The sequence below is a fragment of the Sphingobacterium athyrii genome (genome assembly GCF_003071065.1).
Lineage (GTDB): Bacteria > Bacteroidota > Bacteroidia > Sphingobacteriales > Sphingobacteriaceae > Sphingobacterium > Sphingobacterium athyrii.
The window spans coordinates 416727-441613 of sequence record NZ_QCXX01000002.1; the positions used below are offsets into that span (position 1 = coordinate 416727).

General features: G+C 41.4%; 21 protein-coding genes and 1 tRNA gene. 6 read left to right on the forward strand and 16 right to left on the reverse strand.

The window, feature by feature from the left end; genetic code table 11:
* Window positions 1-111 precede the first annotated feature (111 nt).
* Window positions 112-579, forward strand: a complete 468-nt coding sequence (locus DCO56_RS08175; protein ID WP_108633256.1) for a hypothetical protein — start codon at window positions 112-114, stop codon at window positions 577-579.
* On the opposite strand, the gene DCO56_RS08180 is transcribed toward DCO56_RS08175, so the two are convergent.
* Window positions 559-954 carry a diacylglycerol kinase family protein gene (locus tag DCO56_RS08180; RefSeq protein ID WP_108633257.1) on the reverse strand — a complete coding sequence of 132 codons (396 nt, stop codon included), beginning with the start codon at window positions 952-954 and terminating at the stop codon, window positions 559-561. The two genes, DCO56_RS08175 and DCO56_RS08180, sit on opposite strands and share 21 nt — an antisense overlap.
* Window positions 955-1197: 243 nt before the next feature.
* On the opposite strand from DCO56_RS08180, the gene DCO56_RS08185 reads away from it, so the two are divergent.
* The gene (locus DCO56_RS08185) at window positions 1198-2370 is read left to right on the forward strand and encodes a MalY/PatB family protein (protein ID WP_108633258.1); all 1173 of its coding nucleotides are present in this window, start codon (window positions 1198-1200) and stop codon (window positions 2368-2370) included.
* Between the two features lie 105 nt (window positions 2371-2475).
* Here DCO56_RS08185 and DCO56_RS08190 read toward each other — a convergent pair whose 3' ends face one another.
* Entirely contained in the window at window positions 2476-4638 is a 2163-nt protein-coding gene (locus DCO56_RS08190; protein WP_108633717.1) for a S46 family peptidase, read from the reverse strand.
* A gap of 227 nt (window positions 4639-4865) precedes the next feature.
* Here DCO56_RS08190 and DCO56_RS08195 point away from each other — a divergent pair, with 227 nt between their 5' ends.
* Window positions 4866-5804 carry a hydrogen peroxide-inducible genes activator gene (locus DCO56_RS08195; protein WP_108633259.1) on the forward strand — a complete coding sequence of 313 codons (939 nt, stop codon included), beginning with the start codon at window positions 4866-4868 and terminating at the stop codon, window positions 5802-5804.
* Window positions 5805-5810: 6 nt separating this feature from the next.
* On the forward strand, window positions 5811-7610 hold the full coding sequence (locus tag DCO56_RS08200) for a chloride channel protein (protein ID WP_108633260.1): 1800 nt from the start codon (window positions 5811-5813) through the stop codon (window positions 7608-7610).
* Between the two features lie 138 nt (window positions 7611-7748).
* Here the strand turns inward: DCO56_RS08200 and DCO56_RS08205 are convergent, their stop codons facing one another.
* From DCO56_RS08205 to DCO56_RS08235, 7 genes are all read right to left on the reverse strand, one after another.
* Entirely contained in the window at window positions 7749-8339 is a 591-nt protein-coding gene (locus DCO56_RS08205) for a riboflavin synthase (RefSeq protein WP_108633261.1), read from the reverse strand.
* 486 nt (window positions 8340-8825) lie between these two features.
* The gene (locus DCO56_RS08210; protein WP_108633262.1) at window positions 8826-9419 is read right to left on the reverse strand and encodes an RNA polymerase sigma factor; all 594 of its coding nucleotides are present in this window, start codon (window positions 9417-9419) and stop codon (window positions 8826-8828) included.
* A 209-nt stretch (window positions 9420-9628) separates the two neighbouring features.
* The gene (locus DCO56_RS08215; RefSeq protein ID WP_108633263.1) at window positions 9629-11119 is read right to left on the reverse strand and encodes an arylsulfatase; all 1491 of its coding nucleotides are present in this window, start codon (window positions 11117-11119) and stop codon (window positions 9629-9631) included.
* Complete coding sequence (locus tag DCO56_RS08220) at window positions 11116-12639, reverse strand: sulfatase family protein (RefSeq protein WP_108633264.1); 1524 nt, start codon at window positions 12637-12639, stop codon at window positions 11116-11118. Before DCO56_RS08220 ends, DCO56_RS08215 begins: the two co-directional genes overlap by 4 nt.
* A gap of 54 nt (window positions 12640-12693) precedes the next feature.
* Window positions 12694-14349 carry a RagB/SusD family nutrient uptake outer membrane protein gene (locus tag DCO56_RS08225; protein ID WP_108633265.1) on the reverse strand — a complete coding sequence of 552 codons (1656 nt, stop codon included), beginning with the start codon at window positions 14347-14349 and terminating at the stop codon, window positions 12694-12696.
* Window positions 14350-14368: 19 nt separating this feature from the next.
* Window positions 14369-17800 (reverse strand): SusC/RagA family TonB-linked outer membrane protein, encoded by a 3432-nt coding sequence (locus DCO56_RS08230; RefSeq protein ID WP_108633266.1) that lies wholly within the window; start codon window positions 17798-17800, stop codon window positions 14369-14371.
* Between the two features lie 183 nt (window positions 17801-17983).
* Window positions 17984-19156 (reverse strand): FecR family protein, encoded by a 1173-nt coding sequence (locus DCO56_RS08235; protein ID WP_108633267.1) that lies wholly within the window; start codon window positions 19154-19156, stop codon window positions 17984-17986.
* A 256-nt stretch (window positions 19157-19412) separates the two neighbouring features.
* Here DCO56_RS08235 and DCO56_RS08245 point away from each other — a divergent pair, with 256 nt between their 5' ends.
* Window positions 19413-19829 carry a hypothetical protein gene (locus tag DCO56_RS08245; protein ID WP_108633269.1) on the forward strand — a complete coding sequence of 139 codons (417 nt, stop codon included), beginning with the start codon at window positions 19413-19415 and terminating at the stop codon, window positions 19827-19829.
* A 51-nt stretch (window positions 19830-19880) separates the two neighbouring features.
* On the opposite strand, the gene DCO56_RS08250 is transcribed toward DCO56_RS08245, so the two are convergent.
* The 3 genes from DCO56_RS08250 to DCO56_RS08260 all read right to left on the reverse strand — a co-directional run bounded on the left by DCO56_RS08250 (window position 19881) and on the right by DCO56_RS08260 (window position 22241).
* Window positions 19881-20744 (reverse strand): DMT family transporter, encoded by an 864-nt coding sequence (locus DCO56_RS08250; protein WP_108633270.1) that lies wholly within the window; start codon window positions 20742-20744, stop codon window positions 19881-19883.
* Window positions 20731-21549 (reverse strand): alpha/beta hydrolase, encoded by an 819-nt coding sequence (locus tag DCO56_RS08255; protein ID WP_108633271.1) that lies wholly within the window; start codon window positions 21547-21549, stop codon window positions 20731-20733. Before DCO56_RS08255 ends, DCO56_RS08250 begins: the two co-directional genes overlap by 14 nt.
* Window positions 21550-21623: 74 nt before the next feature.
* A complete protein-coding gene (locus tag DCO56_RS08260; RefSeq protein ID WP_219929344.1) occupies window positions 21624-22241 on the reverse strand; it encodes a Crp/Fnr family transcriptional regulator in 618 nt (205 codons plus the stop codon).
* Window positions 22242-22329: 88 nt separating this feature from the next.
* Between DCO56_RS08260 and DCO56_RS08265 the strand changes: the two genes are divergently transcribed.
* Window positions 22330-22527, forward strand: a complete 198-nt coding sequence (locus tag DCO56_RS08265) for a hypothetical protein (protein ID WP_108633272.1) — start codon at window positions 22330-22332, stop codon at window positions 22525-22527.
* Window positions 22528-22529: 2 nt separating this feature from the next.
* Here the strand turns inward: DCO56_RS08265 and DCO56_RS08270 are convergent, their stop codons facing one another.
* The 4 genes from DCO56_RS08270 to DCO56_RS08290 all read right to left on the reverse strand — a co-directional run bounded on the left by DCO56_RS08270 (window position 22530) and on the right by DCO56_RS08290 (window position 24867).
* Window positions 22530-23324 (reverse strand): hypothetical protein, encoded by a 795-nt coding sequence (locus tag DCO56_RS08270; protein ID WP_108633273.1) that lies wholly within the window; start codon window positions 23322-23324, stop codon window positions 22530-22532.
* A 187-nt stretch (window positions 23325-23511) separates the two neighbouring features.
* Window positions 23512-24024 carry an AAA family ATPase gene (locus tag DCO56_RS08275; protein WP_108633274.1) on the reverse strand — a complete coding sequence of 171 codons (513 nt, stop codon included), beginning with the start codon at window positions 24022-24024 and terminating at the stop codon, window positions 23512-23514.
* A 353-nt stretch (window positions 24025-24377) separates the two neighbouring features.
* Window positions 24378-24450, reverse strand: a tRNA-Lys gene (locus DCO56_RS08285).
* Between the two features lie 138 nt (window positions 24451-24588).
* Window positions 24589-24867 carry a lipopolysaccharide assembly protein LapA domain-containing protein gene (locus DCO56_RS08290; RefSeq protein ID WP_108633276.1) on the reverse strand — a complete coding sequence of 93 codons (279 nt, stop codon included), beginning with the start codon at window positions 24865-24867 and terminating at the stop codon, window positions 24589-24591.
* Between the last annotated feature and the right edge of the window lie 20 nt (window positions 24868-24887).

Sequence of the window (24887 nt, forward strand, 5' to 3'; positions counted from 1 at the left end):
ACAAAGGTAGAGGATATAAGCTGTTCCGCAGTTTCGATCGCGGTATGAACAGACTTTCCCCAACGCGTATTTCATCAGCTTTAGCTGCATACTTTAAAAGAAATTATTCACATGAAAATAATCAATTTTGGATTGTCATTACTGGTTTTTGCCACTGCCTGTCAGCAAACCGGAAAAAAGCAAAGTGACCATGTACAAATGGGGTCAGATACCACAAGTGCTACAGCAACAGTTGCTGAAAATGGAACTTATCAATACCTCAAAAATGGAGATACAATTTCGTTAACAATCGCTATTGATGGCGATAAAGTACATGGCGATCTCAATTACATCTGGAAAGAGAAAGACCGAAATATAGGACATATAGATGGTGTGCTTAAAGACAGCATTTTATTGGCAGACTATACCTTTTCCTCCGAGGGACAGCAATCCATTCGTCAGGTAGCTTTCAAATTTGGTAAAAACCGCGTCGTTGAAGGGTATGGCGCAATGGAAGATAAAGGCGATAAGATGTCATTTGTTGCTCCGGAAAAATTGGTGTATGATCAGAAATTTGTTTTAGAAAAGATGAGTCAATGAGCTCATTGATAGGAATTTTGGGATAAATATGATCAGTCCGATCAGCAAGGCCGTTAGACTGCTTAGCAGAACCGCTGCCGCGGCAATGTCCTTGATTTTTTTGATGCTGGGATTTTTTTCCTGGCAGATAAAATCAGCGATGTGTTCGATGGCGGTATTAAGCAATTCACAAACGAGAACAAAACCGATGGAAAGAATAATGGCCAGCCATTCATAACGGCTGATTCGGAGCAGACAGGAAAGTATAATTACTAAAATTGCTGCAACGAGGTGTATCCTGAAATTATGTTCTTCTTGCCCAACAATTTTTAATCCGTTGAAGGCATGACTAAAACTTCGGATTCTATCTTTCCATGAAAAATTGTTCCTGGCCATATTCGTTCCTAAATTTAATGTAAATATAATCTTTCCCTTTGTTTTGCACTGTCTTAATTTATGTTTGCCACTGAAGTTGCTCTAATTTGCGGTAACTTTTGCCAATAGTTCACTTTACCGATCTGTAGTTTTTTTTGCCGAGGGGTATGCATTGTGTTTTGAGCTGGATTTAATCATTTTGGTAAGCAATTTTTTCCCAATGATTTTATTGGCAATACGTTCTATTTTTGAGTAAATTGCTTAATGATCTACAATTTTGATAAAATAATCGACCGTAGGGGCACCGATTCCGTAAAATGGAACCAGCAGGACTATGTTGATTTAATCCCGCTTTGGGTTGCTGACATGGATTTTTCTGTTTCAAGGCAGGTTATGGCGGCGCTGACCGAACGTGTTCAACATGGCGTTTATGGCTATGCGAAAGTTCCTGATGTTTTTTATGAAGCGGTGTCAGACTGGTCTAAACGTAAACATGGTTTTCCATTGCAGCGCGAATGGATACTTCCGGTTTTGGGTGTTGTGCCGGCTCTGTCGGCTATTGTTGCAGCACTGACCGAAACAGGAGACAAAGTGCTTATTCAGGAACCTGTGTATCACTGTTTTTTTTCATCTATCGAACGCAATGGCTGTGAGGTAGTTTCTAATGACCTGCGGTACCAAGATGGACAATATACGATAGACTTCGAAGACTTCGAAGCTAAAGCGAGCGATCCAAAGGTAAAACTTTTTATCCTCTGCAGTCCACACAATCCTGCGGGTAGGGTATGGACCAGGGTGGAGCTTGAACGCCTTGGTGAAATCTGCCTAAAGCATGATGTTCTTATTGTCTCGGATGAAATCCATTGCGACCTGGTTTTTGAAGGACATCAGCATATTCCTTTCGGAGCGATCAATTCGGCCTTCCTGGCGAATACGATAACCTGCATTGCACCAAGCAAAACCTTTAATCTGGCCGGGTTACAAGTTGCCACTGTCATTGTAGCAGATCCGCTGCTGAACAAGAAGGTGCAGCATGCTTTTCTGGTCAATGAGATTGCAAGTATAAGTCCATTTGCGATCACGGGGCTAATTGCTGCTTATCAACACGGTGAGGACTGGTTGCAACAAGTGCTGGCCTATATCCATCATAACTATTGTTATTTAAAAAATTTTATGGATGAGCATTTGCCAGCGTTGAAAGTTGTTCCGTTGGAAGGGACTTATCTGGTCTGGATAGACTGTACGGCTATGAAAATCCCTAGCCGAAAGCTGGGACAGATGTTGCTAGAGGATGCTCATTTACAGGTGAATGTTGGTGCCATGTACGGTAAGGGAAGTGATTTTTTTATCCGTCTGAATATTGCCTGTGCCAGGACTGTTTTACAGGAGGGGTTAAACAGATTGAAACAGGTACTGCTGAGTCTGCCAGGAGAATAACGTACTATTGAACTAAATTGGTTATATGCTGCTTGTAAAAAGCACCTGAACAATTGATTCAGGTGCTTTTTTATTGGGAGGTACTTTGCGGTGAAGTGGGTATGGTTATATACCCATTTCCTTTAAGATAAAATTTGCATTATCAATTTTGTCAGCTACCCAAAGCACATAACGGATATCCACACCAATGGATCGGCTATAGCTTTCATTCCAAGCAAAATCGTTAATTGTGGCATCGTAAGCACGGTCAAAGTTTACACCTATCAACTCACCATTTGCGTTCATGATGGGGGAGCCGGAGTTACCGCCCGTGGTATCCATATCATACAGTATATTGACAGGAACCGATCCTAAGTCTTTCTTGAGGTACGGACCGAAGTTTTTATTGAGATAAGCGGTCTTGATTTCCTGCGGATAGTCAAATTCGGGCAGACCGAGGTTTCCTTTTTGAATAATTCCTTCAATGGTCGTGAAAGGTTTCATATAGGTGGCATCTGCAGGAGCATATCCCTTGATGTGCCCATAGGTTAAACGCAGGGTGGAATTGGCATCCGGAACGAAGTTTTTGGCCTGAAAGATTTCCTTTACAGCAACATAGTCACCCATCAGTTTGTTGAGGACACCTTCACGTCTTTCCTGTTCAGCAGCGAAGATGACAATATCGCTATTCAGTTCATTTTGAAAAGCCAGCAGCTTATCATCAAATTGCTGTAAGGCGTTTGCATTGGACAAAACTGTATTTAAAATATAGTTTTGATCAGCTAATTTACTGCCATTGATGATTTGTGTCGCAAAGTTATTGGCTGATTCGTTATTCAATTGAAGTTTTTGAACTGCCATAATCTGATTTTTTCCCTGAAAAGCGGCAGCGTCGGCAAGCATTTTCCCAAAAATACGTTCGTCAGCCTGTTTGTTGTAGCTTTCATAAGTTTCCTGGATGCTCTTTTTAAGCTGTTCAACATTGTAATCAAACAACTGTTTAGCCATTTGTGGAGATCGCTCTTTACGCATTGCAACTTTTAAGGTATTCAGATCCCGGGCGACTTTCAGTAAACTGGTGCTGTTGTAAATATTGTTAATCCAGAGCTCTTTCAACGCATCTTGATCACTGACCTGGTAGTAGGCCGCAATATCGTTCAACAGATTGCCATACTTATCTTTAAGTTCCGGTTTGCTTAAAATAAATGCGGCTAGCGCCTCATCTTCTTGCTTTTTGGTTGAGAGAAGGTCTATACCACGCAGCCCTTTTAGCTTACCGCGGTAATTTTTGAGCACATTGGCGTTACGTTTGATCCGTGTTGCCAGAGAGAGTGCGATATCCGTATTGTCTTTACCTGCTTCTTCCATTTGCCTATTCTGGAAATCGTACAGATTAGAAACATAGGGTAATAAATAATCTTGTTGGTATTTGATATACTGTGCGGGACGGTGTCGGAATGTTTTGCCCGGATAACCCAAGATAAAGGTGAAATCATTTTCTTTCACGCCATTTGGATTGACTTTCAGGTATTTTTTTGGCTGGTAAGGCACATTATCTTTCGAAAAGGGTGCTGATTTTCCATCTTTACTAACGTAGGCTCGAAGGAATGAATAGTCGCCCGTATGGCGTGGCCATACCCAGTTGTCGGTCTCACCTCCAAACTCACCAATATTTTGACGTGGAATATACACCAGACGAACATCTTCGATCGTTTTGTAGCGAAACAGCACGTAGCTCTTGCCGATGAACATTTCGGAGACTTCGGCTTTGATCGTTGGATCTTCTTTTTCGGCCTGTTTAACAAGTTCTTCTTGTTTTCTTTTGATCGTATTGATGCGTTCGACCGGATCGCTGATATTAGCTACAGCATTTAATATTTTGGCCGATACATCTTCGTATGAATCTGTAATTCTTATTTTTAATCCTTTTGCTTCAATCTCCTGTTCCTGATTTTGTGCCACAAAACCATTTTTAAGATAATTGTTGATGGCAGTACTGGCCAATTGAACGGCTGAAAACGCACAGTGATGATTGGTAATGATCAAGCCGCGATTGGAAACGAAAGATCCAGTACATCCGCTGACCTGAACCAAAGCGTCCACCAATCCAACTTGACCGGGATTGTAAATGTCCTTTTCACTGATCTTTAGTCCGGCTTTTTTTAATCCGGCTCTATTCAGGTCACTCAGCGGATACATCCCTTCGTCTGGATTTGCTTTACCAAGCGGGACATTTGTAGCGGATAACAATAGTGCCAATGCAATTGTAGTATGATGTCTAAACTTCATAGGATTCTTAAATGTCAACTGTTGTAAATCTCCAAATTTAAGAAAAGCTTTTTGATGATTCGACTTTTCTGTCAACTATTGTCATAATTACAGGACAATTACAGCTTTTTGGCAAGGTATTTATTGTATTATATGATAGCGCGGGCAATGGTCAAGCCTTAAAATATGGTGTATTTGCCATCGTTTTACAGGAGTATTCGTAATTTTGCGCTTTTAAAGATTTTAACATGACCTTAATCCAATTGGAATATATCATTGCTGTTGATACTTATCGTAGTTTTGTCGCTGCAGCAGAAAAGTGTTTTGTGACACAACCGACATTAAGTATGCAGATCCAGAAACTGGAGGAATCGTTGGGAGCTAAAATCTTTGACCGGAGCCGCCAGCCTGTCGTACCTACTGAAATTGGGGAGAAAATTATTCTCCAGGCTAGATTGGTCTTGACCGAGAGCCGGAAAATCAATGAGATTGTACAGGATAAAAAGGGCGAGATCGAGGGGACGTTAAAAGTTGGGGTTATTCCGACAATTGCGCCATATCTGCTGCCCAAAGTACTGGCAACTTTTATGGAAAAGTATCCTAAGCTACAATTGCAGATCTGGGAATATACAACCGAACGTATAGTTCATGAACTGAAAGTTGGTCTTTTGGATTGTGGTGTGCTTTCGACACCGTTAAATGATCCGGGCATATTAGAATCGCCTTTATTTTATGAAAATTTTGTCGCTTATATCTCTGAAAATAGTCCCTTGTTTTCAAAAAAAGTGTTAAGTGGTGATGATATTGCTGATGACAAGCTCTGGCTGCTCAATGAAGGACATTGTATGCGTGGGCAGGTGCTCAATATCTGTCATCATAAACATAATCAGGATCTCTCCGGACGTTTTGAATATAATACCGGCAGCGTGGAAACCCTCAAAAGAATGGTGGATATCAATGATGGTATAACAATATTGCCTGAGCTTTCAATTTCGGATTACGTGGACGAGCAGCTGGATAAGATCCGGTATTTCAAATCACCTGAGCCTGTGCGGGAAATATCTTTGGTCACGACTCAGAATTATGTTAAACGGCATGCAATCCAAGCGTTGGAAAAAGAAATATTAGCAGTGGTACCCGATAAATTCAAAACAAAAAAGAAAAAGGAAGTGTTGAGCTTTCAATAAGAAGACATGGCAAATCTCAGTGTACGTTTTTTTAAGAAGATAGATCAGATCAATCAATGGCGGATGAAAAAAGTTTCGAACCGGAACTTTATTATTCTCTTAGCTTTTTTAGTTGGTATTGTTGGTGGTCTGATGGCGTCTGTTTTAAAAAGACTAACGCATTTTATTGCGGCGACAATTCAGGATGACATTGATTGGAAGGTTAAGTATTCCGTTTATTTGATTTTCCCATTAATCGGGATATTACTGAGCGTGTTTTTTGTCCGGAAATTTTTGAAGGGCAAGAAGATGGAACATGGTATTACACCTATTATCTATGCCATCAGCCGCAAGGGTAGCCGATTGGATCCAAGCAATATCTATTCCCAGGTTGTCACTTCGGCAATTACGGTAGGTTTTGGAGGATCTTGTGGATTGGAAGCTCCGGTTGCTTTAGGTGGTTCGTCAATTGGTTCCAATATTGCCCGCTTTTTTGGTCTGCAATATAAAGAAGTCACCATGCTTTTGGCCTGTGGGGCGGCGGCGGGAATTTCGGGAGCGTTTAACAGTCCCTTAGCGGGAATGATCTTTGCGATAGAAATATTGCTTCCCGAATTCTCCATTCCGGTTTTTATTCCACTTTTGATTTCTTCGGCGCTTGCTTCGGTCGTATCGCGGCTCCTGTACAGTGAGCCTTTGTTCAGTACATTCAATTCGGACTGGCAGATCTCAGCGTTGCTGTTTTATTTATTATTGGCGGTATTGATCGGCTTGTATACGATTTATTTTGCACGTGTCTCCAGTACGGTAGGAAAATGGTTTTCAAGAATAAAAAATCCGTACAATAAAGTTTGGGTAAGCGGAATATCCCTGGGGCTTATGATTTTTGTCTTTCCGGCCCTTTACGGTGAAGGCTATATCACGATTCAGCAGATTCTCAATGGACAATTTAACTCGATTGTAAAAAACAGTTTGTTTTCTGATTATAAAGACATGGGATTAGTCGTGCTGGGCTATACTGTTCTGACCTTATTTGGAAAATCTTTTGCCGCATTATTTACATTGAACGGCGGTGGAAATGGTGGTGTGTTCGGGCCGAGCCTGGTGATGGGTGGCCTCTTGGGTTTTGCCTTTTCGTACGGTATAAATCTGACCGGAATTGCGGAATTAAATGTGCCGAATTTTGTGGTTGCTGGCATGGCGGGCGCGCTGAGCGGTATTATGCATGCACCGTTAACGGGTATCTTCCTGATCGCAGAAGTAACGGGCGGTTATACACTGATGGTTCCCTTGATGCTGGTCTGTTCAATTTCTTATCTGATTAACCGCGCTGTATTAAAACACTCGATCTATACAAAAGTATTGGCTGAATCGGGCGACTTAATTTCTTACGAAGACAAGGACCGCTCTGTGTTGAGCATGATGCGGATTAAATATGTTCTGGAAACAAATTTTGTGATTTTACGTCCTGATGAGACACCTAAAAGCCGACAGACAGATATCATTCATAGCAAACGCAATATTTTTCCCGTGGTGAGCCATGAAGGTAAATTTATTGGGCTTCTCTATAGTGAGTTTCTGTTTTCGGTTCTGCTAGGAGAGGTAGAAGGGGGGGATACTCCATTTGAAAAATTGGCTCAGAAGCCAAATGATACCGTTGGGATCAATGAGAATATGGAAATTGTCATGGCTAAGATGAACAAGGACGACACATGGATATTACCTGTGCTTGGGGATGAAAACAAATATATGGGCTTTGTATCCAAATCCAGCGTCTTTAATAAATATCGTGCACTACTTATCCGTCAGGGACATTATCTGGAGTAAAACCCTATTTTGGACCGCTAATAAGGGCGCTAGCAAAATTTTTTACTGTTCTTCTCAATTATCTTGATACATATCAGATACTTACATGGACTTATCCATTATTTGATATTAATCCATGTAAGTATTGCTCGGGCTGAATTAGCCGCGCATCGCCATAATTTTTGTGACGTATTTTCCAATAATATCAAATTCGATATTGACTGTCGAGCCTACTTCAACCTGTTGAAGATTGGTGTGTTCGAGGGTGTAGGGAATGATCGCCACAGAAAATCGATCATCACGGGAATCGACCACAGTCAAACTGATACCATTAACGGTGATGGAGCCTTTCTCTACCGTGATATTCTGTTTGTTGGGATCGTATTGAAAAGTAAAAATAAAACTACCGTTTTCATCTGTCTTCTTGATACAGATCGCGGTCTGATCGACGTGCCCCTGGACGATATGTCCGTCAAATCTTCCGCCAGCTAAAGTACATCGTTCAATGTTAACCAAATCTCCGGTTTTCAACTGTGCCAGATTGGTTTTTTGTAAGGTTTCATCAATCGCTGTTACCTTGTGTACCTGATCATCCAATCCGACGACCGTTAGGCATACACCATTGTGGCTTACGCTCTGATCTATTTTAAATTCATTGGAGATCGGGGAGCTGACATAAAAGTGGATGTTGCTTTTTTCATGTTCGATATGTTCGATTTTTCCTAAGGTTTCTATGATTCCGGTAAACATGCAATAAAATTTTGATTGAATCAAAGTTACTAAATAATCAAAGGAAACATTGTTTTTGTGGACAAAATAGACGCATGGATGACAGAATAATCTATCGTAAACATAATTCATGACCAAGATAAATACTGTAATAGAAACTGCATTAATAGGCTATGATAAATAAGGGCTTATTAGAAATAGCAAAAAGATTGTGTGTATAATGTACACTTACTATTCCTTTTGTGATAGCTATGCCAAAACAAATTTATGGGAGTTGAAAAAAAATATTACAAAATTTTTGTTTATATCATTGGAAGCACTATCTTTGTCATAGGTTTAGGTTGATTGCCTCTTACAAAGAGGTATTTATAAAAGCTTAGCAGGTCGCCCGACCGGATGCTAAGCTTTTTTTATTTTAAATTAAATCGTTGTTTTACAAGCGTTTGTCTTCTTTTAGTGTGTTTTTTTCCCCTTAATGGTATTGGATTCTATAGATAAGCGATCTGCTTAGTTTTTGAGGGTATGTAAAATAGACATTGAAATCAGGAGCAGGTATTCAAAATTCTTAGATTTGAAACGTTCTTTTAAGGCGAGTAGTGCTTTGGAACGGGCATAATAGATGTTTGACGGCGTAGTGTCCAGTGCTTTGCAGATTTCTTCGGTCTCCAGGCCTTCTAAAAAGCTCAATTTACATATTTTCGCTTGCTGTTTTGGTAGCTTATTGATTTCAGCCAGTAACAACTCAGTCAGTTCTGTTCTGAATATTTTTTTTAGAATATCGTCTTCCGGAACGGATAGGTTTTGCAGTATATCCAATTCTTCAGTATGCATTTTAAATCTGGCCGATCTTTTCATATCAATACAGGCATTCTTTGTGGCGATATACAGAAATGCTTTGAGGCTTTCATAGTTTTCCACCTTCTGGCGGTGATGCCACAGTTTGACAAATACATCAGATACAATCTCTTCAGCATCAGTTTTGCTTCGTAGGTAGGAAAAGGCAAAATAACGTAAGGGATGACCAAAATGATCCATAAAAAAGCATAATGCGCTTTCCTGTCCCTCTTTTAATGCGTTAATATGCGACTCTAGTTGAAGCATGTTTGGTTATCAATAGTTTTCTTTTATTGCCCCAAGTTGGACATGATGACAAATGTTACGGTGTTTATTGTTTTTCAATAGAATATTACGAGTCAGTTTCCCGTTACTGATGTTAACAACGAAGTTACATAAAAAAAACTTGGGTTGTTATGGTTTCAAACATAACAACCCAAGTTTTTTAACCGTTGACAAATAGGGTTTGGTAAAATTTATTTTTTCACCAGTTTACTGTCTATAATTTCCCATTCTTTGATATGCGCAGGGCGATGTTCCTGTTTGACAATCTGATCAAAATGATCGAGCAGTTCGGGGTGGTTTTCAGCGATATTTTCTTGTTCCCAAGGATCTGTTTTTAGATTGTACAATTGCCATTTTGCCTTGGGATTGTTTTTCAGGTCCAGTTTGACGGCCTTCCATTGTCCTTCACGTATGGCTACCTGACCACCTTTTTCAGGATATTCAAAATATAGGTATGCATGTTTTTTCTGGTTGTTTTGTCCCAGCCAGGTAGGCAGCATGGATAAGCCATTGGTATTGCCGGGATCCTGTTGGATCAGCTGGGCAAAGGTTGCCATCAGATCATATTGTGCGGAGATAAGATCGGTTTCGGTATTTGCTTTAATTTTCTTGGGCCAACGGACGATCAGAGGAACTTTAATTCCGCCTTCAAAGACATCCATTTTTAATCCTCTGAGTGAATCGACACTCTTAAAAAAACGATAGTCAATACCACCATTGAAGCCTGTGCCATTATCACTGGAGAATAGGATAATGGTATTATCATCTAGACCCAACGATTGGATATGTTTCATGATCAGGCCTACCTGATCATCCAGGTAAGTAATCATACCAGCATAGGTGGCTCTTGGGTACGGTGTTGCGGTATAACCATTCTGTCCATAATACGGGCGATCATGAAAAAGATTCTTATACCGATCTACGTATTCTTGGGGTACCTGAAGGGAAAGATGGGGGAGTGTGTACGGAAGATAGAGGAAGAACGGATTGTTTCGGTTCTTGTCAATAAATGCCATCGCTTTTTCCGTCATGATTTCCGGAGCATATTGTTTGCCGCTGAATTGCCCGAAATCTTTAGCGGTTGCTTTGGTCGAGTCGAGCGGAATATGCACGAATTTTTCTTTGTTCTGAAGCGGGTATTTTTGCTCGTTTTCCCAAAGATGGCTTGGGTAGTAATTGTGGGCCTGCTTCTGGTCCAAGTAGCCAAAGAAGTAATCAAATCCCTGTTTGTTTGGGCTTCCAGTAGTATTTTGCATGCCAAGCCCCCATTTTCCGATAGCTCCGGTATGGTAACCTGCTTTTTTAAATAGATGCGCCATGGTATAGGTTCCTTCGGGTAGAGGCATTTGTCCAGCCTCCAGGCTATCGGCAAATCCACCTAATTCATAGTTTCCCCGGATATAGGACTGTCCTCCGTGTTTTCCGGTCAACAACATACAGCGTGCCGGGGCACAAACCGGTGTACTGGTGTAATGATTGATAAAACGAAGTCCTTCATGTGCGAGTTTCCGTAGGTGAGGTGTTTTGATCAACTGTTGGCCATAGGGTTCCGTCTCGGCGTAGCCTAGGTCATCCGCATAGAAAAAGATGATATTGGGCAGTTTTGTCTGCACTTGTTTGTGTTGCGCAAAAAGTGCGCTCCAGCCCAATAAGAAAAGAGCAAGACCTATTTGCTTTTTCATTTTTTCCGTTCCCCTTCCAATAACTGTTTTAACTCGGTCACTTTTTCGGGATATTTAGCTGCGACATTGTTTTTCTCACCGATATCATTTTTAAGGTCATACAATTGGTCTTCGGGGAGATTTCCGGTTTCGGTATCCGTCAATTTCATATAAGGGGTACCTTTACTTGGCGCAATATATTTCCAGTCGTCCTTGACAATGGCAAGGGTTTGGGCGTGCTGAACCATGGTGCTGCGTCCTTTGGGGTCTTCACCGGTTAAGGTTTTTAACAAAGCCTTGCTGTCTTTTGCTTCGTCAGCTTTTAATCTTACGCCTACAAGTTGTGCACTTGTTGCCAACAGATCCATTTGACTGATCAGTGCATTGGACACCTTTCCTTTTGCTACGCCCTGTCCACTGACGATAAACGGTACACGGGTTCCGCCTTCAAAGATGCTATATTTACCGCCTCTGAGCGGTCCTGCCGGCTGATGTCCATTGAGCTGTGCCACGGCACCGTCCACGTAGCCATCATCCAGTACAGGGCCATTGTCGCTGCTAAAGATAATAATGGTGTTTTTGTCCATGCCCAGTAGCTGTAATTGCTGTTGGATCTGTCCGACCGTCCAATCCAATTGGAGAATGGCATCACCGCGGTAACCGAGCTTGCTTTTGCCTCTAAACTGTGTGGCTGGCATACGGGGCACATGGGGCTCTGTCAAACAGAAGTACAGGAAAAAAGGTTTATTCTGATGTTGTGAAATAAAGTCCTGTGCTTTATGTAGAAAGGTTGTGGAAACTTCTTCGTCTACCCAGCGAGCACGTGTACCGCCGCTCATGTAGCCAATTCGTCCGATGCCGTTGACAATCGTCTGGTTGTGGCCTTGACCGGGGGAGGATTGCATTTTGAGTAACTCTGGGTGTTCTTTTCCGGTAGGATCATTCCCTATTTTTTTCTCATAATCGACCAGGATAGGGTCGTTTGCTTCGGCCGCAACAACCTGATCATTTTCTAAGAATACGGTCGGAACGCGATCTGCTGTTGCTGGAAAGATAAAAGAATAATCAAAACCGACATCGTTAGGGCCGGGTTTGATGGCTGCATTCCAATCTTTTTTGACTTCGCTCCCAAGTCCCATGTGCCATTTACCGACAATTGCTGTTGCATAACCTGCATTTTTAAAGACTTTGGGCAGTGTAATTTTGTCTGTCGGAACAATCAGTTTGGCATCACCGGGCAGAATCCCGGTTCCATCCTGACGCCAGGGATAGGTCCCTGTCATCAACGCAAAGCGGGAGGGAGTACAGGTTGCCGAAGTACTATGTGCATTGGTAAAGCGTGTGCCGCTTTGCGCCAATTTATCCAAGTGGGGTGTTTCAATCTGTTTGGCACCATAGCTGCTCAAATCACCAAAACCAAGATCATCCGCATAGATATAGATGACATTCGGTTTACTCATTTTTTGGGCCAGTAAGGTCATGGGCAGGGTTATCGCCAGACTTGAGGAAAGAAGAATTGGAAGAAATAAGGTCTTTTTCATATTGTGCAAATACGTTGATAGGGATCCATCATAAAAATGACAGATCCCAATATACTATTTTAAATTTGGATTGATATCAATTTCATTTTGCGGAATCGGCCAATGGTTGTCCTGACCGGCTCTAAAGGATTTTTTTGTTACATACCAGCGGCTATAGCTGTCTCTGATGCCTCCGGACTTTACGCGGATATTTTTGGCATCGGGATATGGTGCGCCGTAGAAATCACCGTTTAAGACATCTTTTGCGGTATCCCAGCGCAGGAGATCCCAATAGCGAATGCCCTCTAAAGCTAATTCCACCCGTCTTTCATTCCGTAATGCAGAGCGAACTGTAGCGACACTAGCAACACTGATTGGCGGCATATTGACACTGCTGCGCCGTCTTACAGTATTGATGGTTTTATCCAAAAGTTCGGCCGTTAGAGGATCACCATTTTCAAGTTTGGCCTCCAGGTAGCTCAATAGGACTTCAGCATAACGGATAATGGGGAGATCAGTTCCGGAGTTCTGTAAGTTGCCGCTAAAATTTTCATCGTTAAATTTACGGAGGCCATAGCCCGTGCGTGTCGCTTGCTTGGTTGTTGTGAGCTGGTCAATGGACAAGGTTGAATCCGGATGTGAAATATAACGAAGGTTCTTAAAACGGTCTCCATTGCTGATGACTGTAAAGCCCAGTCTCGGATCCCGATTTTGAGTGATGTTCTGCGCATTATATCGAGGATCCGTATAGGAAAACGCTGTACCATCCGAGAAGGAATAGCTCTCTACTAAGCTTCCCAATGGACAGTGCAGATGCCAACCGCCGGCGATTGCCGGGAAGTTATGTTGGAACATACCATTTCCCGCCAAATCTACGAGGTATTGTGTGGCAAAAATAATTTCTTTGCTGGACTCGTTGCTGCCGTTAAAAAGGCTTGCATAGTTGGGGTCAATACTATTTTCGTTGGCATTGATGATATTCTCATAGGTCTTAATCGCCGCGGCATAAGATTTTTCAGCCAGTTGTAAACGCCCCAAAAATGCATAAGCGGCCTGTTTCGTGGCACGGCCCCGTTCTGCTGCAGGTAATTTGCCGTAGCTTGGAAGATCATTTGCAGCTTCTTGCAGTTCACGTTCGACAAAGGCAACCAGTTCCTGTTTTTTATTTTTCGAGACATGATTGGCTTCGTCAGGTGTCAATGTTTTGGTCACCAAAGGGGCATCCCCCCAGTACTGTGATAGGTAGAAGTACTGACAGGCGCGAATAAAACGTGCTTCAGCCTTAAAACGGGCCAGCATTTCAGCTGAAACAGGCGTTTTGTCGACATTTTCCAGGAAGAAATTCGCACGGGCAATCCGTTTGTAGGAGAGTCCCCAATAGTCAGACAAAATGCCGATATTACTGGTGAGTGTGCCATCTGATAATTTATTGAAGGCAGAATTATCCCCACGACGGTCATAGGCATTGTCAGAGGCAAACTCCATGTAAAGCAGACCATGATAAGACCACCAGTCTGTGGGACTGAATTCGGCAAGACCATTCATCTGGATCTCACCTTTGTAGAGACCTGTGATTGCAAGGCGTGTATTTGTTTCACTGCTCCAGAAAGTATCATTGGCGAATTTGTCCAGTGGGTTTGTATCCAATTGTTTTTTGCAGCTTAAGGTTAGACTGGAAGCAAAAAATATACAAAGGGCCAGTTTTATATTTTTATAGGTTATATGTCTCATGTTATGGTTATTGAAAGATTTAAAAACTAAGATTTACACCGAACGTGAAATTGCGCATAATCGGGTAGTATGCGCCGCTTGAATTGATTTCTGGATCCCAGCCTTTTCTATAACTGCTGCTTGTAAATATATTTTCGGCATTCGCGTAGACGCGCAAGCCTGATAATTTCCATTTGGCAAGAAGGCTTTTGGGAATGGCATAGCCCAATTGTACATTTTTCAAACGGATATAGCTTGCATCCAACAACCAATAGTCTGATAATTGTGTATTGGGGCTTCCGGTGCTCGGTAATTGCTCAAATCGTGGATACACTGCGTTTCGATCTGGATTTGCGGTAGTCCATCGCCCATCGGCCTGCCAACGTTGGATATTACCATTTTGATTTAGCGCAAATCCGGCATAATTATTTAATAAACCCTGCACGCCACTGACACCTTGGAGTAGAAGACCTAAGTCAAAACCTTTATAATTAAATCCAAGGTTCATTCCATAGGTATATTTGGGGATACGGGATCCGATAACGGTCTTGTCATAAGTTGCATCCACCTTACCATCGGGAACCCCGTCAGGTCCACTGATGTCCTTGTACCGGATATCGCCGGGCTGTGAATTTGGATTGATACTTTTTTGATCGACCCATGAGGTTACATCAGCCGCATCAACAAATAAACCGTCGGTCTGGTAACCGTAATAAGTCTGTATTGGATAACCGATAAACAAATCAGATCCATTACCAATCATACCGTTGGATTGGTTGATATTGCCAACTCCTAGATCGACCACTTTGTTTTTAACCGTGGAGAAGTTCAGATTGATATTATAGGAGAGCTCATTGATCTTATGTTGGTGACCTAAAGTAAACTCCCAGCCTGTATTTCTGAGTTTACCTGAATTTTGTATACCCACTTCAAAACCCAATACCTTTGATACACTTGAGCCCGGACTGACCAAAATATCGTACGTAAAACGATTGTAGTAGGTGCTGCTAAAGGTCAATAGATTTTTAAATAATGCGATTTCGAGGCCGGCATCAGTGGTCCGGGTGGATTCCCAGCGTAAGTTTGGATCTACAATCTTGGTGCGTGCTACCCCGGGCGATATGGTATTCTCGAAGGGATAGTTATAGCCGGTATTTAAGATGTTTTGGTAAGGATAATTTGAAACTACTCTTGAGGTAAGATTATCGACAATATTTTGATTGCCTAAAACACCAAAAGAGCCTTTTAATTTCAATTCAGTAATCCAGTCAAATTTCTCTTTTATAAACGATTCTTCACTGATCAGCCATCCCGCCGCGAGTGAAGGGAAAATAGCATATCTTTTGCTGGTCGGGAAGCGAGATGAACCATCGTATCGGATAACCCCTTCGAGGAGGTATTTTTTTGCGTAGTTATACTGAATACGACCGAAGAGCGATTCTAATGCCCATTCTTCCGCCGTGCCCGAATTAGTTTGTCCATCTGGCGATCCAATATTTAGTTCTGTAAGCTCATTGCCCGGGAAGTTTTGGCGAAAAGCGGTGAGTCCTTCACTATAACCTTTTTCAAAGGAATATCCTGCAAGGATTTTCAGTGAATGGTTATTGAATGATTTGGTATAATCGGCCAATGCCTGAAAGGTCTTATATGTCGTATAAGGGGCGCTTTGGCTCAGCGTAGAAGGAGCAAGGGTGATTGCGCTATTGATCCGTTGTGAAGCGCGAAACAATTTGGAACGGCCATTGGTCTGCGTATAGCCACCGATTGCAGATAGTGTCAAATCGGATATCGGGGTCCAGTCGAAACGAGCATTTCCGGAGAGATCAGACACTTTCTCTTTGTAAAAAGATTCGCTCTCAAGAAAAGAAACAGGTGTTCCTTTTAAGTTATTTCCGGCTCCCCAGTCGCCATTGCTCATACGGATCGGAAAAGTCGCGGGATAGCGGATGACTTGGGAGATGATATCTGTCATTCGCGAAAAGTCAAGTGTTGCCGGTGCTGCGGGTTCGTCGGTGTTGGTCTGTATTGCGGAGACCCTTGTTGTTAATTTAAGTTTATCGTTCAGATTTGAAATCAGGTTAAGGCGGACGTTGTACTTGTCAAAATTGTTTTTGATGACAATACCTTTCTGATTGAGGTAGCCGGCAGATACGGTATACTGTATCTTTTCGGTTGTATTGGAAATATTTAGGTTGTGTCCGGTCTGGCTTGCCTGCGATTTAAATGTGCTACCGATGTAGTCGCTGTTGGGGTAATTGTCCGGATCGGATCCGTCCTTAAATTTCTGGATTTGTTCTTCGGTATACCCGCCGCCCCCAGTTGTGGTTTCATTGAGCATGCTGGCATATTCCCAGGAGTTGACAAATTCAGGAAAGGCTGTTGGTTTTTGAATACCAAAATAGCCGTTATAATTAACAGCGAGTTTTCCGGCTGTTGAACCAGTTTTCGTAGTGACGAGAATGACACCATTGGCCGCTCTGGCACCATATATTGCTGCCGATGATGCATCTTTTAAGACAGAGATGGAGGCAACGTCATTGGGGTCAATATCATTGAACGAATTGGTCGGAATGCCGTCTACCAATATAAATGCATCGGTGGTGGCACCAAAGGAGCCTACACCTCTGATCTGAATGCTATTGTTGGCCGCACCGGGTTGCCCCGAACGTTGGATAACCGTCACGCCCGGCATCTGCCCAGTCAGTGCCTGCGCCAGCTGGGGAACGGTACGTTTTGCAAGCTGTTTGCCGTCTATCTGAGAAACTGAACCGATCAGCTCTTTCTTTTTGGTTGCTCCGTAACCGACAATTACCACCTCTTCTAACGCGTCAATCTGCTGGCTGAGCGCAATGTCGAGATAGATCTGCGTAGTTAAGGCGATTTCTTGTGGCTGGAATCCGATCATTTTAACGACAAGTGAGGCATTACGGTCATTGACATCAATCTGGAAATTTCCACTGATATCTGAGGTGGTGGCCTTGTTTGTTCCTTTAATGCTGATAGTCGCTCCGGAGATTGCGCGTCCTTGACTGTCGTGGACATTTCCCTTAACGGTTCTTGTCTGCAACATAAAGGCATAGTTTGTTGGACTAATGACAGCGGAGCTGTTTGTTTTCACTGCCGTGACGACCAGCATATTGTCTTTGAAACTCCAGCTAATGGGTTTGTCTTTTAACAATACTGACATAGCCTTTTCTAAGGGCATATTTTTTACATGCCCTTCGATTTTTATTTCGGCGAGTTCTTTACCGTTTAACAGAAAAGGAACACCGCTCTGCTTTTGGATGGTTCGCAGCACTTGTATAAGCGATGTTTTATTTGCGTCTATGGTAATCGATTGTGCGTATCCAGCTGCTGAGAGTTTGACAACACATGCAAGCGTAAAAAAGGCGCTAAGCTTCATTTTGGTCTTCCATTGTTTGGGGATGTCCATAGCAATAGGTTTTCTATGGACAAGAAATTTAAAATTCATAAATTTGTTGAATTAGGGACATAATCTGTTTGTACACTGATTGGGTGAATCGGTTAAAAATGGGGTCGCTAATAGATTGGCCGATTAATGTTGGAAGCATTATTCGGCTTTTTTAGTGGCGCCGTTCCGTTTGGTTAAGTTGGCTTTTTCATCTGTATAATTTAATTATGGTTATATAATGGGTTAGTTGGATATCAGGAGCTTACGGATGCCATTTTCCTGGATCAATTCAAACTGGATATTACTTCTTTTTAAAATTTCCAATACGGCGGATAAGCTTTTTGTCCGTTGAATTTCCCCGTATAAATAGGTCTCTTTGATGGTGTTTTTGTAAATAATCTGTAGATCATACCATTGGCCGATTGTCTGAAGCGCGGTATGGAGGTCTGTCTCATTGAAATAGAATTTATTGTCAATCCAGGCAGTGTAATTGTGCGGGTCTACGCTTTTCTGGGAAAGTCGTCCTTCTGAGAGGATGGCCTGTTGATTGGGTTTGAGCTGTATTTGCTGTCCATTTGCCGATAAATTGATGGAACCTTCGACAAGTGTCGTACTGCTTTTTTGTTTTGAATAGGTGTTGACGTTAAATTCGGTACCCGTTACTTCAATCAATTGGCCATTGGATTTTACACGGAAGGGAACTTTTTTATTTTTGGCGACTTTAAAATAAGCTTCCCCATTCACTTCAACAAGGCGTTGGTCTTTAGGGAATTGCAATGGGTATCTGAATGATGTCTTAGCATTGAGCGTAACCTGTGATCCATCTGCCAGGGTAATTTGGAGCATGTTGCCTGCGGGTGTATTGACAGTGGCGACCAGATCTGTATTTGGATCCGTCGATTGAATCAGGGTGCCATCGGCATATTTCAGTTCGCCAGATGTAACCAATGCGCCTTTTCCATTGTCCAGTTGGATTACTTTGCCATTGGAGAGTCGTATTTCAGCATGGTTATTCGGTAATTCGACATCGTGTAAGACGATTCTATTGGTATTGGGCGCTGAAGGTTTCCAAACAAATTGATAGATCAAACCAGCGAGAACAAAACTACATAAGACTGCAGCAAAAGGTATAATTCGCCTGATCCTACGGACACGATTGGGGCTCTCCTGTGCATGGATTGATGCTAGGGTTTTTGTTTTGAGACGTTCAGTCCAATCTGTTGTATCAGATTCCTGAACCAGAATCCATTGCTTCAAATCCACCATCAGTTCTTCTTTTTGCAATAGATCATCAAGATAATTGCGATGTGCCGGAGATTCCGCTAGCCAGGAGGTCAAAGCATCTTTTTCGACAGGCGATAAATCGTCGTGCATGCATTTTACAATCAGTTGCTTGATATCCTCCGTTAGTCTCATGGTTTATAATTTTAGATAGATACGTAGCATGAAGAGGAAATCTTAGTAAAAAAATAAAAAATTTGTATTAAGTGTTCGAATAGGACATATCTTGTGTGCAAATAGTTAAATATGAGTTCTATATCTGCGAATGTTTGTTGTTGCTTTTTAATTTTTGGATTAGTTTGCACCTTTAGGAAAAGTTTATCTTTTGTACCGATTTGTTGTTCTAAAGGACAAAGAACAAGATCATGCATAAAATGGTTATGAACGTAGTATGAAAAAACAATTGGCTTATATCTTCTTAAGAATTACAGGTTTCAGTGTCTTGACGACCTTTATCTTGACGGCGATACTTCAGGCTAATAATGAATCTGCAAAACGGGCCCGTTGCTATATGCCTTTGTTTACTGAATTGCTGTTATCATTTAGTGTTCTGTGCATTTGCCTGCTTACATTGGGGATCTTTTTGAATAACAATTCACGCTTTAGAAGCAATCGCGTTTGTGTGTTTCTATCCTTTACTTTGTTGCCTTTTGGGGTGATCCTACTGTTTACTTATCTATTTATCACGGAAGATGGAAGTCCAACTTTATTTGGGTTCTTGCATCTACTGGCCACATCGGTGCCGGTCTGCAGTTTGATTTTGTGGGAGTATTATAAATTTAATAAATCATTGCGCGACGGGAGCTGAAAAAGATGCTCCATGTGCTTATCTTGAAAAACAACATGGAGCATCCTTTAATTATTTTCGGAGATTGATAACGGTGACCGCAAGTAGGATGAGCACTATGCCGGTCCACTGAATCCCTGAGACAGTTTCGTGCAGTAATAAGACTGCGGAGATGGTAGATATGGGAATCTCCAGGCTGGAAATGATATTTCCCAAAGCGATACCGGTCCTGGGAATACCCCGGGTAAAGAATAGGGGTGGAAGAACAGTGCCAAACAAGGCAATGATCAGTCCCCAAGGTAAGGCTTTCAGCGTCATCTGTTGAACAATTTGTATATTCCAGAAAATAATGATCAGGAGGAGCCCGCCGAGTACCAAAAACAGGCTTCGGACAGGACTTGGTAGCTGATTGGCGATATTGCTGGACGAAAAAATGGCAACGGCATAACTGATGCCGGCCCCAAAACCGAGTAATAGGCCTCTTGTGTCCAAAGCCTTTGTTTCTGAGAAGATATCGGTTGACAGAGCGGTTCCCAATAAGACGGTGACAACACCTATTATTTTTGCTTTTGAAGGCATTTGTTTTTTGATCAGCGCTTCAACTATTAAGCTGATCCAAATGGATTGCATGAGTAGGATAATTCCCACAGATACAGGGATATATTGTATGGCGAGGTAGTACAGCGTTGATGTCAATCCGAGGGACATTCCCCAGGCAGTTAGTTTTAATTTTACGGGAAGGCTTGCTTGTTCCTGTATTTTTGATTTTGAAAAATAATTGAATCCCAGCAAAAACAGGAATCCTATCAAGAATTGCAAAAAAGTCAATACGCCTGTATGAATCCCCAGCTTATTGGCATATTTGACCAGTGTAGCGAGCAAACCGTAGCTGCAGGCCCCCGCGGCGACGTAAAGAATAGATTTATAATCTTTCATGGCCAAAATAATTTTGAAAAAGGACCAATTGATTGACTAGCGATTTATTCCAATAAGCGGTATCGTGTCCCCCGGGAGACTCTATGTACAGATGCTCTATATTTTTGTCCGTTAGCTGTTGATGCAAGGAGCGGTTCATTTCCAGCATTTGGACATCTTCAGTGCCACAATCCAGTATATATCGCTGCTCATTATGGATCATTTTATCCACGTTGTTATAGATTCGGAAACTTGGGGATAGGTCTTTTAACTCGCCGAGTACTTTGTCCACTTGGTAACCTTGGTATCCTTTGCCAAAGCGGTTAAAATCAATGGCGCCACAGGAGCTACCGATGATGGAAAAGACCTTGGGATAAGCAACACCGATATGCAATGCACCATATCCCCCCATGCTCCAACCGAGTAAGCCTCTTGCATTTCTATTTTTCTGTGTGGGAAAGTTCAGATCGATATAACGGATCAGCTCATCTCCGATAAAGGTACTGTACTGCAGTTGTGCATCCAAGGGACTATCTACATACCATGAGTTATAATTTCCGTCCGGGATAATATAAATCGTTTGGAATTCAATTGCTTTTTGAGATAAATTAGGGATATCCTGTTCAATTGTTCTCGTGGGATTACCACTGTAACCATGTAAGATATACACGGTTTTATAACGTACACCTTTTTGGATATCAGGTGTTACGATGATCACATCTACATTTTTATGCATTTTGGCACTGTAGACTTTCCTATGGATGTTGTGTTGGGCACTAACGGAGAAGTAGAGTGCCAATAAAAGAAAGGTGATTCCTATTTTCATTGCTTAAGAATTTATTGTTATACTGCAAAATTCTCAAGGATATTGTTTAAAAACATGTACAAATGTTGATGGAATTATTGTTTTAATTCTTTACGAATACGACTTAGCTGGGTAGGGGTCACACCTAGGTATGAAGCGATATGGTGTTGTTTGAGGCGTTTAAAGAGAGATTGATTGCTATAGAGCTCAAGGTAACGTTCTTTAGCAGATTCCCATTTCAGATTGATTTCAAGCGGCTCTTTTTTTACTACCCAGTTTTTTTCGAGATAGGCGATTTGGAAGAGTGCTAAATCATGGTGTTGTATCACCAGTTCACGGAAAAGCCTTGCTGAATATTGCATCAACAGCACATCTTCAAGGGCAACAATATTGAAATTACTTGGTTTTTCTTCAATGATAGCTGCTGTAGATGCACAAAAGCTGTTTTCTTCAAAAAATAATTTGTAAATAATATTACCTGCTGTGTCTAATTTATAATAGCCTAATAGCCCGGTGTTTACGAAGTAATAATATTTTGCATAATCGCCAGCGCGTAAGATCAGCTCATTTTTCTTAAAGCTTTTAGGTTGACAGATCTTTCTCAACGCTGCCATCGTCTGCTCGCTGAGCGGGAAGTATCTGTTCATTTCGGATAGCAGCTTTTCCATCTTAATTTCTCTGAATGTCGTCCGTGTTGACTGGTTGATTTCCATCAATAATGGCTAAAGTTAACAAAATAAATGCTGTACTGTTGTCGATAAAAAATATCGTTGGATTCGACATTGTTTATTGATCCTGGCAATGGGCATTCATTTCTTGCCGAGCAAAAAAGCGGAAGCAGATCCCACAAGCAGCCTGTGCATTGAGGAACAGATGGAGCAACTGCAGGTACCACCTTTTTTGTTTATTCCTTTTGTTGAAAATGTCGTCAAACATGGCGCGCATCAGGCGATGGAAGGCGGGCAACATGTACAGATAGGTTTTTCGCTCAGGAAATAAATCTAATGGGTTTCTATTTGAGCTGAATACAGTACATATTCAGTTCCGTTGAGTCCCACATATATGTATTTATTGAGATCCCCACGATAAGCAACAAACAACGGATATTGATGTACCCGTAAGGGATTATTATAGTATTCTTCGATGGAAGCATACTTTGCTTTGATCAGAATTTCACCTGTTTCCTTATTTTTTATGCCCTGGAGTAGCGTTTGTTCGTTGGAAAAATAGGTGCATGGTATTTCTGTGAATTTAGGATAATAAATCAATCGAATCCCTTCGTCGATAAACATTTTATTTTTTTCTTTAAAGTCAGCCATGGACTGATCATCAGGGAATGCGATTTGACCCGTTTGATTGTTCTTTATTTGTTGAAATAGGGTAGTATCGTCCACTTTATTTATCGTATGTGATGTAGAATTTTTAAAAAGCTGAATGAGTGTTTCTCCAGTTTTAAAATCTGCGGCATCGTACTTGTAAACTGGATCGCCATGTTTGTTGATGCGGTACCGCTCACCATTACGTTGGACCCACGCATATTCAGCTGATCCATATTTTATAATTTCCGGTTTGTTGACATGGAAGATCTGGAAATTAAAATCTTCTTCAAATAGTTCTGCGCTTTCGTAAACAGGAGGCAGTTTTATGTCCAGAAGACTGTCACAGTAACCATATAGACTATCGTTTACCAAGACCGGAATTAAATCGGGGTATGACAAATTGTTGATTATAGGCTTAGTTTGTGCATAAGTGAAAGCACATATTAATGTCAAAAGGAGAGTGAAAGAGGTGCGCATCTGTTTATGTTTTGTCTAATATATCAAAGATACGGCAACCTAAGCGGATTTAATATCCATGAAATCAGGGGTTTTTAATCTCTCTTTCGTTTACTTAATTATTTTGCTTCTGTCTTAAAGAACTACACTTAAACTTTTATAACAGACACGCAAAAATTGAAATCGCTGATCAGCAATAGTTCGTATGCTATGGTGAGATTCTAGCAATTACCTGATCTCTTCGATTGGGTAAGGTGCCACTTACTTCAATCACTGATATTCCAAAATCGGCAATCCAGTTACGGATTACATGATCAACCTGTTTTCTAATTTTTGACAACTCTATCTGATGGCTCGGTATTAGATCTGGCTCTTCAATAGGAACAAACACAAAAAGATCAATTTCTGAAATAAGTTCCTGAACGGTCTGATAGAGCTGTTGAATATTTCTATCTGGATCAAGAACATGAAGATAAGCTAAGATGTCAATGACACATCGGTCAAAGATTACATCGTCTCCGCTTTCTAAAATCAGTTTGGCAGAACAGTTAAATTGTTCAAAGAAATCCTCCGGAGTGGGAGTTTCTAAAAATTCATAGCCTGAAAGTTCCAGTTGATAATATGGTTCTTGTTCAAGCGTATATCTCGAAAGATTTTCCAGAAGCTCTTCTGCCAATGTTGTTTTGCCAACTTTGTGGGCCCCAAATATTGCAATTCTCATATTTCAGTTTAAACTTCTTCGATTTTTGTTATTGTAGATTTAATAAGATGTCGCTCAATGCTTTACTGTCTAGTGCGCCTTGATAGAGCAACTTTCTTTCTCTATCCAGTAACATAACAAATGGATATCCAAAGACCCCTAGAGATTTGGAGAGTGATTTGTCAGAATCCCAAAAGCTTGGGTACTCTGGGATATTTTTGCGTATAAAGCTGTGATCCCGCTGGGATTGGCTCAGCCCCACAGTTCCCGTACACATCCCTGAGCCTCCGACGGATCGAACCCGGCCCGCCCTTCTTTCGAATCCTAATCCCTTTAAACAAAAAAAGCTAATCTTACGATTAGCTTTTCCTCTGTGATCCCGCTGGGATTCGAACCCAGGACCCATACATTAAAAGTGTATTGCTCTACCAGCTGAGCTACGGAATCATACTTCTTTTAGAACTATTGTTCCTTGTTTGAAGTGATGCAAAGATAGGGTTAATCTCTATTCTACGCAACTATTTCTGCGATTAAAATGGGTTTAATGTGTTTAAACCTTCATTTTTAGTAGTTTATTTTTTATTGCTAGGACAGAAATTCGCGATCTTCATCGGATAATTTGGATTTTGGCTCTTCATAATCCTCTTCCGATTCATCAGATTTTGCTGTATGTTCCTGCTGTTGTTTCTTTTTACCGCCCTTTAACAAAAAAGCGAAAATAGTACCCATCACAAAAAAAGTCAGCAGGAGTTTCCATAATGTTATCTTGCCCTCCACAAAGAGATCAATATTGACAGTTTGTGAATTTTTGACACAAACCAGCGTCACGATGACCGACAAAAGTATTAAAAGTATGTTGCGCATAATGATGATAAATATATGTC